Annotated in this window: 10 protein-coding genes; 4 read left to right on the top strand and 6 right to left on the bottom strand. The window is 58.3% G+C overall.

Annotation, left to right across the window (positions count from 1 at the left end; genetic code table 11):
- Positions 1–48: 48 nt before the first annotated feature.
- The 4 genes from ACZZ0K_RS21380 to orn form a co-directional block, all read right to left on the bottom strand.
- Complete coding sequence (locus ACZZ0K_RS21380; RefSeq protein WP_258707516.1) at positions 49–2,568, bottom strand: leucine-rich repeat domain-containing protein; 2,520 nt, start codon at positions 2,566–2,568, stop codon at positions 49–51.
- 366 nt (positions 2,569–2,934) lie between these two features.
- Positions 2,935–3,777 (bottom strand): hypothetical protein, encoded by an 843-nt coding sequence (locus ACZZ0K_RS21385; RefSeq protein WP_463559322.1) that lies wholly within the window; start codon positions 3,775–3,777, stop codon positions 2,935–2,937.
- Positions 3,778–3,953: 176 nt separating this feature from the next.
- Positions 3,954–4,568 carry a trimeric intracellular cation channel family protein gene (locus tag ACZZ0K_RS21390; RefSeq protein ID WP_177342722.1) on the bottom strand — a complete coding sequence of 205 codons (615 nt, stop codon included), beginning with the start codon at positions 4,566–4,568 and terminating at the stop codon, positions 3,954–3,956.
- A gap of 150 nt (positions 4,569–4,718) precedes the next feature.
- The gene (orn, locus tag ACZZ0K_RS21395) at positions 4,719–5,261 is read right to left on the bottom strand and encodes an oligoribonuclease (RefSeq protein WP_016771957.1); all 543 of its coding nucleotides are present in this window, start codon (positions 5,259–5,261) and stop codon (positions 4,719–4,721) included.
- 107 nt (positions 5,262–5,368) lie between these two features.
- Between orn and rsgA the strand changes: the two genes are divergently transcribed.
- The 3 genes from rsgA (at position 5,369) to ACZZ0K_RS21410 (ending at position 8,158) form a co-directional block, all read left to right on the top strand.
- The gene (gene rsgA, locus ACZZ0K_RS21400; RefSeq protein WP_024011360.1) at positions 5,369–6,400 is read left to right on the top strand and encodes a small ribosomal subunit biogenesis GTPase RsgA; all 1,032 of its coding nucleotides are present in this window, start codon (positions 5,369–5,371) and stop codon (positions 6,398–6,400) included.
- A gap of 313 nt (positions 6,401–6,713) precedes the next feature.
- Positions 6,714–7,673: a caspase family protein gene (locus ACZZ0K_RS21405; RefSeq protein ID WP_258707514.1), complete on the top strand. Its 960-nt coding sequence runs from the start codon at positions 6,714–6,716 to the stop codon at positions 7,671–7,673.
- Complete coding sequence (locus tag ACZZ0K_RS21410) at positions 7,673–8,158, top strand: toll/interleukin-1 receptor domain-containing protein (RefSeq protein WP_041480739.1); 486 nt, start codon at positions 7,673–7,675, stop codon at positions 8,156–8,158. The genes ACZZ0K_RS21405 and ACZZ0K_RS21410 overlap by 1 nt, the downstream gene beginning before the upstream one ends.
- A gap of 57 nt (positions 8,159–8,215) precedes the next feature.
- On the opposite strand, the gene motB is transcribed toward ACZZ0K_RS21410, so the two are convergent.
- Positions 8,216–9,262, bottom strand: a complete 1,047-nt coding sequence (motB, locus tag ACZZ0K_RS21415; protein ID WP_041480740.1) for a flagellar motor protein MotB — start codon at positions 9,260–9,262, stop codon at positions 8,216–8,218.
- A 3-nt stretch (positions 9,263–9,265) separates the two neighbouring features.
- On the bottom strand, positions 9,266–10,117 hold the full coding sequence (gene motA, locus ACZZ0K_RS21420) for a flagellar motor stator protein MotA (RefSeq protein ID WP_016771962.1): 852 nt from the start codon (positions 10,115–10,117) through the stop codon (positions 9,266–9,268).
- 166 nt (positions 10,118–10,283) lie between these two features.
- Here motA and ACZZ0K_RS21425 point away from each other — a divergent pair, with 166 nt between their 5' ends.
- Complete coding sequence (locus tag ACZZ0K_RS21425; protein ID WP_258707513.1) at positions 10,284–11,822, top strand: HDOD domain-containing protein; 1,539 nt, start codon at positions 10,284–10,286, stop codon at positions 11,820–11,822.
- The last annotated feature ends 30 nt before the right edge of the window (positions 11,823–11,852 follow it).

Raw genomic sequence — 11,852 nt, forward strand, 5'->3', positions numbered from 1 at the left:
TGCCAAATCATGTTGGCAGCGTGATCGATCCGTTACTTTCGACAACACTCAGTCGCTATCTGGACCTGTCGAAAATCCGCTCTCCGATGACTCACTATCGGAATCAAAATCTGAAACTGCTTCTTCCGTTTGGATTTCCACTTTCCGGTCCATACTGGAATTTTCAAGGTATTGATTAATCCGCCGCATCGACTCGTCACTCAGCGGATTGTTCAATAAACCAACATATAGATCTTGAGTATCCGGAATATCGAACAAATCGCCCCCTACGTCTGAGATATTATTATCCTGTAACGCCATGACCCGAAGATCTCCCAGCCTGTCTATGCCGGAGGGTAGGCTGGAGAGATTGGCGTTATATAGCATCAACTCGGTTAAACCTGTCATGAAGCCTACATGCGGAGCAACTGTCAGAGGGTTGTTGGCCAGATTCAACAAAGTGAGCGTCTCGATCCTGGACACACCTTCAGCCGTCGCTTCAGATAATTCAAGCGAACAATCGTCCAGTACCAGTTGACGCAACTGGCGCATTTGGAATATCCCTGACGGGAAGTCCTCCATTTTTATGCCAGTGACCATCAAATATTGAACATTGGGAAAACTGTCAAAAAAAGCGCCGATGCGTGCGCCTGGTGTTTCTACAGTCAATATCAACTCTGTTACATAGTCGAACCTGGCGGATAATCTTGGTAACTCACCAGTAAAATCGACATGATGGGAAAAATGATAGTCACCGTAACCCCATCTCGAAACCGACTTGCGTCGCCAGATATCTTGCAGTTTTGCGCTAAATTGCTCGCGAGCCGGGCGCTGTTCTGCGATCTGCATTGCGTCCTGCGAAGAGTCCGCTTGGGTCGATAATCCTTCCGCACTCCAGATCGCCAATTCATTGCGCAATATTGCGAGGTCTGTCTCCAGGCGCGCTAAAACTGTGGACGGCTCAGATCCCAGGCGCTCGGAAACGAACGCGGCCAACTCCTTGTCATCAAGTTGCGGATAGAGGCTACGGACACGTTCCACAACGGATCCTGTCAACATCGGGTTGACATCGCCGCCGCCTCGCAGCCCCGCTTGCGCGTATTGGGCGCTGGCCGGAACAGCCGTTACCTGCACCGGTGCCAGTCCCAACAATTCGCTCACGCGTTGGCGCGACGGCAATGGCTGTGCGCGTACCAGTTGCCGCAGCGCCGCACCACCGCCCTGCGCTACACCGAGCAACTGGCGCTGCCCGGGCAGTAAAAGGCGCCAGACGGCGGCATACAGATCCATCCGATCCTGGGGGGACGCGATGCCGCTGCGTTGGATAACGTAGCCTTCATGCTGACGAATCAATATGTGACGCACTGGCGATCGAGCATCGCCAATAGCACTCAATGACTCACCCTCTGACGCTTGCAGACGAATCTCGATACGAATCTGTCGCGGCCACTGATCAAGCTGCCCGAGCATCTGCAAAGCCAGTTGGTCACTGTCCAGACTGGCTACCGCATCCAGATAGATTCCTTCGCACGCCCTGGCGAGACGCACCTCGCGTAGCGCCACCAGCGTTTTTTCTGCCATGTGCCTCGGCATTCCCGGCCGCAGGCGCAAATGCCTATGGTCGGCGGCACTGGCCTCTCGCCACAATGCCTGAGCAATCGTCTTGGGCAGATGAGGAAAAATCCGTCGCATCTGCAATGTGTTGTCATCGCAATCGAGTTCGAACGCCCGCTCGCTCTGCTCAAAGAGCAAAGCGCGGGACTGTTCGATAACGCGCTCGCTCAGATCAGTTGCCTGTAGCGTTAACAAAGCCTGCAGTTGTGAATCGGCCTGCGCACGCACGGTCGGATCGGAATGTTGCACTTGGGTGATGAACTGGCGGATCTTTTGATCGAGGGCGAAGCGTCTCGCTGTGTCCTGCAGCAATGCCAGCGAAGCGGGATGAATGTCGGACCTGTGCGCCATCATCGCGTCGACGCCGCTCACGGCAAATATGCGTTGGGTCATCAGTGGAGGGAAATCCTTTATTGAATACTCCGTGCCGGGAAGCTCTGTCGTGCGATTTCGTCCGGTAAAGACAGTTGCAACTGGATTGGCCGACTCAGGATCATCCAGCGGATGCCACAAACGGCCCTCGCTGTCAGGCCTCAACAGCGGACCGGAAGGATGCAGTTCTCTGGCATGTGTGGCGCGAAACAGGCCGCTCTCGGGGTCTCGGACCACTTGTACGATGTGATTGTCAGCGACGGCAACATACTGACGCTGCTTCATGATTGCGATGCCCCATGCATCGGTCTCGTCGAGACGCTCTTGCGTGGGTATCCAGTAGTTCTCCAGCGAATTCCTTGCGGACACACTTGCGAACTCGTCGATCGTGGAATATTTCGGCCTCGTGCTCACACTGATGACAGGCAACACTGCAAGCGAATCTGAAGAAGATGGCGAAGGCAAGGGTCCCTGATGATGTGCAACAGTCGAATGCGGCATTGTCGAAGACGGGTTCAGAGCCCGGGGCAGGCCATCCCCGCTGGACTCGATGGGTCTGGTTGGGGCAGATACAGGTTTGATTTTCGGCGGTTTGCCAGTCATGAATGCTCATCCTTGAGGAGTGGTGACGCTGGCCACACATCGCTGCGGGCCAGCGCAAGGCATCAGATAAAGCACTTTCGTGCATATGCCTGATCATCGAACATGGCAGCTTATCTGCAGCCGCGATGCCAAACGCATATACAGCTACTACATCCCAGGACATTGCATCAATGGATGATGAAACTCAGCCTCGCTGAAGAGACAAATTGCGCTCATAAAAACTCACGCGAATCGCCAACTTATGCCCGGTACCATATTCATCGATAGCGATAAAGTAGAGGACACTTCCATATTTTTGCGCACCGGTATTTTCCGAGTATTCGGATAACGCCTGCACAATAGTGAGTTCTCCGTCGCTTTGCGTATTTACTTTGTAATGCTTGTGATTCCATGTTTGCGCATCGCCGGTGAAAGCATATACAAACGGATCCCCCTATCAGGCAAGGTGACGGTCACACTGGTTTTTTCGGGACGGACGAAAATGCACTTCATATAATTTGTTTTGATTTCGTTAAGCCTGTTCCCGCCCGCAAAATCGAGGTTTTCGCCCTCTTCAGCCTCCTCGACCATCCAATCGACCAGGCGGATTTGCTTCCCGTCCGGGTACAGCCCCAGATGGTACTTCCAGATACGATTACCAGGCGACTCATTACCAATCCTGTTCTGATACAACTGAAAGACTCCATATGTCGCGGGCTTTTCAGCCTCCAGAGTCACGCTGCTGTAATGAACACTGACAGGGGTGGTTCCGTTGCTCAAAATCCTCTCCCCGTTGAGAGACAGGCGCGCACCGACCTCAGTCGTTCCGGCACTCGACGAGGAAACCCAGAACGTACGCACCTGTGGATGTACGCTGTCATTCTCAAGATCATCATCGTGCCTGTCCAAGGCATCCGGTGCAGGCCGTGCCTCACGCGTAAACCGCCCTTGGACTGCGCTCGCGACCCAACCATCGCGCAAGGTCTTGCCGGTCGCGTAATGAATAAGCTGGATGCTTTCCATTACATCTTCCGGTACATGCACAGCGTTGCCGTCGGCGTCTACTCCGGCAACCAGCACCTGAACTTTGACTTGCATCCGGCCATTAGCAAAAAGTGCCCTGCTTTGAGTGTTATCACTGGCGTCAAACTTGACCTTCAGACTGGACAACCCCACAAGAACGGGCGAAGTGCTTTGTTGATTACCTGTAGCGTCCATGCTTTCACTCATAATACAGCTCCTCCGTGAGAATATAACTTGATAGTGACATCGAAAACATGTCAGCAAAAAAGTTACATACCCACCGAGAAAATATCAAAGTGAAAAGTGTAAGAAATATGCGCGCACCAGCCGCCGGCAACTCATATGCCTTTAAACCAGCCTCCAATACACCAACGCAAGAATGATCAATGTTCGTCGTTATAGACGAACTTCGGCATTTCCCAATGGAAACGGATGGCCAGCAGACGTAACAGGAACCCGCCAAATAAAGTGATCAGAATGGCTTGTTCGCCCGGCACATTTATATAGAGACAAAACATGTAGCACCATGCCGCAGCGAATGAAACACTGGCATAAAGTTCGCGGCGAAATATCAGCGGAATGTCATTGCAGAAAATGTCGCGCAGGATGCCGCCGAACACACCAGTGATAACGCCGCTGACCGATGCCACCAGCATGCCGTGACCCATTTCCAGCGCGGTCATGCAGCCGATCAAGGTGAACGCCACCAGCCCCACCGCGTCGAGCACCAGAAACAGCGAGCGCAGGTGGCGCATCCAGCGCGCAGCGAATACGGTGAACATCGCTGCCACCGAGGTCAGCACCAGATATTCCGGATGTTTGACCCAGGTCAGCGGGTAGTGCCCGAGCAACACGTCGCGCACCGAACCGCCACCGAGCGCGGTGATGCAGGCGATCAGCACCACGCCGAACCAGTCCATGCCTCGTCGTCCGGCGGACAGCGCGCCGGTCATGGCTTCGGCAGTGATGGCGATCAGATAGAGCATCAGCAACATGATGGCAGTCCAGGCAGGAAGGCGCGCAGTCTAGCCATTTCGGCGCCGCACCAGAAGAGGGCGCGCCTCTCGCGAGCCGGCTCGCGTCCACATAAGCCGCATTCCATGTGGGAGCGCGCCTGCTCGCGAAAGCGTCAGGGCTGATGCGCCGCATCAGAATTTGATGAAATGCTTGCGGTAGTGCTGCAGCTCGGCGATCGATTCGCGAATGTCGTCCAGCGCCAGGTGCGTGCTGCCCTTCTTGAAGCTGTCGCGCACATCCGGAGCCCAGCGCGCGGCCAGTTCCTTGAGCGTGGAGACGTCGAGGTTGCGATAGTGGAAGTAGCTTTCCAGCGCCTTCATGTGGGTATAAAGGAAGCGACGATCCTGGCAGATGCTATTGCCGCAGATCGGCGACTTGCCCTTCGGCACCCACTTTTCCAGAAAGGCGATGGTCTCAGCTTCTGCCTCAGCCATGCTGATGCGGCTGTCGCGCACACGCTGGGTCAGACCGGAGTTGCCGTGGGTGCGGGTATTCCACTCGTCCATGCGCGCGAGCACTTCGTCGCTATGGTGGATGGCAATCACCGGACCTTCAGCCAATGTGTTCAGCTCACTGTCGGTAACGATAGTGGCCATTTCGATGATGACATCGTTGTCCGGGTCCAGACCGGTCATTTCCAGGTCGATCCAGATCAGGTTCTGCGGGTTTTGCATATTCGGGCTCCTAGGCAATGCTGCGCAGTTTAGCCTAGGCCGGTGGCCGGGCGTGCTAAACTCGCGGCCGTTTTACCTAATCGCTGCATTCTTCAGACGGAACACCCATGGCCAAACGCCAACTCAATCGTCGTCAAAACTGGCGCATCGAAAAGATCCAGGGCGAGCGCGCCGCACGCGCCGCCAAACGCGAGTCCTCGGCGGTCGAAGCCCTCGAGGGCGGCGACCTTGGCCCAGAGCAACACGGCCTGGTGATCGCCCACTTCGGCGTGCAGGTCGAAGTCGAAGCCGTTGACGGCGAACTCGCCGGTCAAGTGTTCCGCTGCCACTTGCGCGCCAACCTGCCAGCGCTGGTCACTGGCGACAAAGTGGTCTGGCGCGCCGGCAACCAAGGCATTGGCGTGATCGTCGCGCAACTGCCGCGCAGCACCGAACTGTGCCGCCCCGACAGTCGTGGCCAGCTCAAGCCGGTTGCCGCCAACGTCGACATGATCGTCATCGTTTTCGCGCCGCTGCCCGAGCCTCACGCCAACCTGATCGACCGCTATCTGGTCGCCGCCGAACATGCCGGTATCCGCCCGCTTCTGCTGCTGAACAAATTCGACCTGATCGACGAGCAGAACGCCCCGGCGCTGAACGCGTTGCTGGCGGTGTACCGCACGCTGGGTTATCCGGTGCTGGAAGTCTCGGCTCACCACGGCGATGGCATGGAGCAGCTGCAAAAGCAGCTCGACGGGCGCATCAGCGTGTTCGTAGGTCAGTCCGGCGTCGGCAAGTCGTCGCTGGTCAACAGCCTGCTGCCGGAAGTCGAAACCCGCGTCGGGCCGTTGTCGGAATTGTCCGGTCAGGGCACGCACACCACCACCACCGCGCGCCTGTTCCACTTCCCTGGCGGCGGCGAACTGATCGACTCCCCGGGCATCCGTGAATTCGGTCTGGGCCACGTCAGCCGCGCCGATGTCGAAGCCGGTTTCATCGAGTTCGATGACCTGCTCGGCACTTGCCGTTTCCGCGACTGCAAGCACGACCGCGAACCGGGTTGCGCGCTGCTCAAGGCGCTCGAAGATGGCCGCATCCAGCAGCAACGGATGAACAGCTATCGCTCGATCATCGCCAGCCTGCCCGAAAACGGCTATTAAACAGTCGCGCCGGCAGCCCCGCACCACGGGCTGCCGGTTGTCGGACCGCATCTGAATCAGCTCTCCCCCACTTAAACATAAGCCTCTGCTGTAGGCTTTTGCGCGGCTGCTTGCAGGACCTTTCTGTTTTGCCGCGCAGACCTTGTAGGCCTGAGCCAGCGGCCTACATTCCTTTCCTCCTTCGCTCACAGCGACCTTCGAGGAAAGCCATGCCAACCTGTGTTTTATTCATCCGCCATTCGTCTCGCTACATCCACGCGTGCAGTGCCCACAGCATCGTCGGCGCGATCCGCCTGCACACGGTGGTATGAGCATGCGCAAGGCATTGTTCATCGGCATCAACGATTACACGCATATCGGCGGCCTGAGCGGCTGTTGCAACGACGCCATGGCCATGGCTTCGGTGCTGAAAACCAATGCCAACGGCGACCCCAACTTCAAGAATGTCGTGTTGACGTCCGCCGAGGATTATTTGAGCCGGCAAAAACTCGAAGACCAGATCCGCGAGTTGTTTTCCGGTGACTGCAACGTCGCTCTGCTGTATTTCGCCGGCCATGGCGGTTTCGACGCCGACACTGACGAAGGCATGTTGATCGCGCAGGACTACCGCAACGCCAAGGACGGCATCCGCATCAGCGACATCCTGAACTGGGCGGACAAGGCCACGCGGATCAAAAACAAAGTGATTATCCTCGACTGCTGCGAAAGCGGTTCGGCCGGCGAAGTGCGCGCCTTGCGCAGCGAGAGCAGCATGGTCAGCGAGGGTATGACGATCCTCACCGCCTGCAAAAAAGCCGAGCCGGCAATGGAGGGCGCGCAGCACGGCGTGTTCACCGGCCTGCTCCTGCAAGCGCTGCACGGCGGCGCGGCGAATATCCTCGGCAAAATCACCCCCGGCAGTCTGTATTCCTTTGTCGACAACGCCCTCGGCGCCTGGGAACAGCGTCCGGTGTTCAAGACCAATGTGTCGCAGTTCATTTCCCTGCGCGAAGTCTCGCCGCTGATCCCCAAGGAGATCCTGCGCAAATTGCCCGACTGGTTCGCCGAAGCCGAATCGGTCTACCCGCTCGACCCCAGCTATGAGCCCACCGAAATGGTGTTCATAGCGGAGCACGGCGAGGTCTTCGCCCAGTTGCAGAAGTGCAACCGCCACAGCCTGATCGAGCCGGTCGACGCCGAGCACATGTACTACGCCGCCATTCACTCGACCGGCTGCCGCCTGACGGCACTCGGCGCCTATTACCGCGAACTCGCCCTCAAAGGACATTTCTGATGCCTGTCTTCATCAGCTACCGCCACATGGATCGCGCCCATGCGATCGCCATCAACACCCGCCTGACCCAGGCGAAGATCAGGACTTACCTCGACGTACTGGATCCGGAATCGCAGACCACCGACGACATCACCGGAGTCATTACCCGCAACATCACCGAGTGCACGCATCTGCTGGCGGTGGTGTCGGAGACAACTGCACTGTCGTGGTGGGTGCCGTTCGAAATTGGCGAGGCGACGATCAGCAATCGGCGGATCTGTACGTTCAAGACCGGACCTGCGCAACTGCCGATCTATCTGGACAAATGGCCGAAGCTGAGCACGGCCAGCGATCTGGATTTCTTTATCGATGCGTATCGTGATGAGGTGTCGAACAAGCGGTCGATGGCGCTGGATTCGATCAGCGAATCGGTCAAAGGGGCTTACAAGCGCGATGCAGAGATGTTTCATGAACAGCTGAAGAACCGGATTCGTCGGGGATTCTGAGACTGGGCCGGCTTGTGATAGCCAAAAAAAGCCGACATCACTGTCGGCTTTTTTCACTTACTGCTTCGGCGCAGGCGCAGGCGCCGCCCCACCCGGCTCAGCCGGTTTCGGCGCCGCATCGTCAAACAGATTCAACCGCTCGCGCAACTCGTGAGCCGGCACCGGCTGTTTGTCCGCCGGCAACGCATTCGGATCAACCGGGGCTGCCGGAGCAGCACCGTTCTGCCCCTGATCCGCCGGTTTCGCTGCCTCAGGCCCCTGCGCACCTTCGATGGCGGCCTGGGCTTTCTTGGTCAGCACGACAATATCGATCCGGCGGTTGACCGGGTTGAACGGGTTTTCCCGATCGAACAACGCCGACGAGGCATAACCGACCACCCGCGCCACCTGCGCATCCGGATAGCTGCCCGCGACCAGGGCACGGCGAGCCGCGTTGGCGCGGTTGGCCGAAAGCTCCCAGTTGCCGTAATCGCCAGTGCCAATGTACGGCTTGGCGTCGGTGTGGCCGCTGATACTGATCTTGTTCGGCACCGCTTTGATGGTGTCGGCCATGGCCAGCAGGATGTCCTCGAAGTACGGTTTCAGGCGTGCGGAACCTGAGTCGAACATCGGCCGGTTCTCGGCGTCCATGATCTGGATGCGCAAGCCGTTCGGCGTGATTTCGAAGAGGATCTGATCCTTGAACTTCTGCAGTTGCGGGTTCTCGTCGACCTTGTTCTGCAGTTCTTGCAGGAGCAGTTCGAGACGCTCCTTCTCGACCTGCTCGGCCATGCCTTCAACCTGATCGGTGTCGACCGTAACCTTGTCCGGTTGCGGTTGCGACTTCACTTCCGGGTTGAGGGTGTTTTCCGGCGCCAGGGTCGGCGTGCCACCCAAGTCGATGATGTACGGCGTGCCGCTTTCGGAGAAGCCGACCGGGTCCTTGAAATAACCGGCGATGGCGATCTTCTGTTCCGGCGTAGCGGTGGACAGCAGCCACAGCACGAGGAAGAACGCCATCATCGCCGTGGCAAAGTCGGCGAAGGCGATTTTCCACGCCCCGCCGTGGTGCCCGGCGGCAATGCGCTTGACGCGCTTGACGATGATCGGCTGATTATTTTCCATGACTTAGCGACCGCGAACCGCTTGTTCCAGCTCGGCGAAGCTTGGACGGTGCGCCGGGTACAGAACCTTGCGCCCGAACTCGACCGCCAGCGACGGCGGCATGCCGGACGCCGAAGCCACCAGCGAGGCCTTGATGGCTTCGTAGACGTTGAGCTCTTCCTTGGCATCGTGGGCCAGGGAATGCGCCAGCGGACCGAAGAAACCGTATGCCGCGAGAATACCGAAGAAGGTACCGACCAGTGCCGCACCCACGTGCAGACCGATCGACGCCTGGTCGCCCTCGCCCAGCGAGGCCATGGTCACCACGATACCGAGTACCGCCGCAACGATACCGAAACCGGGCATGCCGTCGGCGATGCCGTTGACTGCGTGCGATGGGTGCTCGAGGTCTTCCTTGAGGCTGTACAGTTCCATGTCGAACAGGCCTTCCAGTTCGTGCGGAGCCATGTTGCCGGAGGACATGATGCGCAGGTAATCGCAGACGAACGCGGTCATGCGTTCATCCTTGAGCACCGCTGGGTACTTGGCGAAGATCGGGCTCGCGGCGGCATCTTCGATGTCGCCTTCGATCGCCATCATGCCTTCGCGGCGGCTCTTGTTGAGGATCTCGTAGATCAGCCCGAGCACTTCCAGGTAGAAGGTGTGGGTGAAACGCGAACCGAACATGCTCAGGGATTTCTTGAGCACGTGCATCGTCATGTAACCGGGGTTGGCCTGGAGGAACGCGCCGAGGGCCGCACCACCGATGATCAACACCTCGAAGGGCTGGATCAGGGCGGCAATCTTGCCGTGGGAGAGCACGTATCCGCCGAGCACGCTCGCGAATACGACGATGATGCCGATAATTTTAGCCATAGGTAGAAGGTACTTGTTTAAGTCGGGTTCAAGGTCATATTCGGAAGTTAAAAAATCTCTTCTTCTACTTATCGGCAAAACTGCGCCAGACTATAGCCAGTTCAGGCGAAAAGCCAATTTAGCCCATGCCGGGCGCGTCTACAGTCAGTGAAGATCTCGTCCAGACATGGCTAATGAAACGAACATTCCATCGGTAATACCGACCACGCTCCAGGCTTGGGTCAAGCTGCTCGACAGCGTCCGCCTGCCCGTACCACAAGAGGCTCACGACAAAGTCTGCCGGGCGATCCGCGACAATCGCAGCTCGCTGCGCGACATCGCCGATCTGATGCAGGACAGCCCGGCGCTGGCCTTGAGCGTCATCCGTGAGGCGAATCGTCACACCCACGGCACCATGGCCGCGCCGGCGGAAAATCTTGAGGTGGCAATCAATCGCCTGGGCCTTGCCCGCACCGAAGAATTGCTCGCGCGCCTGCCCGCCGAACCGCACCGGCAAATCCCCAAGGCTTTGCGCCAATTGCAACTGATCAGCCAACACGCGACACAACAGGCCAACGGTTTTTTTGCCAGTCGTCTGGCGCGGCTGTGGCAGGACATCCACTGGGGCAGTCTGCTGTTCTTGTCGCCGCTGTGGCCGTTGGCGCTGACCTATCCGCAGTTGCTCGAAGAGTGGGAACTGCGCGTGATCCACAAGGGCGAGTCGGCACGTGTGGTCGAAAAGCAATTGTTCGGCGTGCGCCTGTTGAAGATCGCCGAGGCACTGGTCCACGCCTGGCATCTGCCGATCTGGGTCGAGCAAGGCTACAAATTGCTGCTCAGCGAACAACGCGAACTGGTCAAAGTGCTGCGCATCGCCCGCGACAGTGAACACCCGCTGCGCCAGCAGAATCGCCTCGACGATGACCCGACATTGCGCCGCTGGCTCAACCAGCCGGCGAATACCGTGCTGCTGGCCAATGGGCTGGCGCTGTCGGCGCAACAGGCCTGGGACAGTCCGCACAGCAAGCGCTGGCAGTACCTGACCAGCCTCTATCTGCAGATTTCCATGGACGAAGTGCAGCAACAGTTGCACCAGCAAGCGGCGAACAGCGCGCGTCAGCATGCGATGCCTGATTTATGGCACCCGGCGGTTTCGCTGATCTGGCCGTGGGGCACTCGTCGCTTGCCGGCCGGCATGCTCCCGGCCGCAGCGCCGAATGCGGATGACTTGGGCCAGTGGCGTCGGCAATGCGCCGAACTGCTCGCCGAGCCCAGCCGCTTCACCAATGCCATGAGCCTGACCGTCGCCGCCCGCGAGGCACTGGTGGCTAGCGGCATGCGTCGGGTGATGATTCTGATGGCCGACCGCACACACACGACCCTGCGCGTGCACCAGACCGCCGGTTTGCCGAAGGATGCGGCGGCGCTGAGTTTTGCCGTCGGCCAAAGCAAAGTCCTGCAACGCCTGCTCGCTCAGCAGGCGCAGGTGCGGATCACGCCGGAGAACAACGGGCAATTCTCGGCCTTATTGCCAGCGAGCCTGCGCACGTTGTTTCGCGGTGAGCATCTGTTCCTGCGTTCGCTGGTGAATAACGGCCGGGTGATCATGATCGTCGTTGCCGATCAGGGCGGCGGGCCGTTCGCCGACATCACCGTACAAGCCTTCGGCAAAACCGTGCAGTGCATCGAAAAAGCCCTGCACAGCTTTAGCAGCCGTGGCCAATGAGCCTGCGCTACAATCCTCCCCTTTGTGCTC

Source organism: Pseudomonas sp. AC255 (assembly GCF_979258175.1).

What these genes read in the sequence shown, in the direction of transcription:
- ACZZ0K_RS21380 (WP_258707516.1), bottom strand. Translation starts at nt 2,568, where the DNA reads ATGACTGGCAAACCGCCGAAAATCAAACCTGTATCTGCCCCAACCAGA.
- ACZZ0K_RS21385 (WP_463559322.1), bottom strand. Translation starts at nt 3,777, where the DNA reads ATGAGTGAAAGCATGGACGCTACAGGTAATCAACAAAGCACTTCGCCC.
- rsgA (WP_024011360.1), top strand. Translation starts at nt 5,369, where the DNA reads ATGGCCAAACGCCAACTCAATCGTCGTCAAAACTGGCGCATCGAAAAG.
- ACZZ0K_RS21425 (WP_258707513.1), top strand. Translation starts at nt 10,284, where the DNA reads ATGGCTAATGAAACGAACATTCCATCGGTAATACCGACCACGCTCCAG.
- motA (WP_016771962.1), bottom strand. Translation starts at nt 10,117, where the DNA reads ATGGCTAAAATTATCGGCATCATCGTCGTATTCGCGAGCGTGCTCGGC.
- motB (WP_041480740.1), bottom strand. Translation starts at nt 9,262, where the DNA reads ATGGAAAATAATCAGCCGATCATCGTCAAGCGCGTCAAGCGCATTGCC.
- orn (WP_016771957.1), bottom strand. Translation starts at nt 5,261, where the DNA reads ATGCAAAACCCGCAGAACCTGATCTGGATCGACCTGGAAATGACCGGT.
- ACZZ0K_RS21410 (WP_041480739.1), top strand. Translation starts at nt 7,673, where the DNA reads ATGCCTGTCTTCATCAGCTACCGCCACATGGATCGCGCCCATGCGATC.
- ACZZ0K_RS21405 (WP_258707514.1), top strand. Translation starts at nt 6,714, where the DNA reads ATGCGCAAGGCATTGTTCATCGGCATCAACGATTACACGCATATCGGC.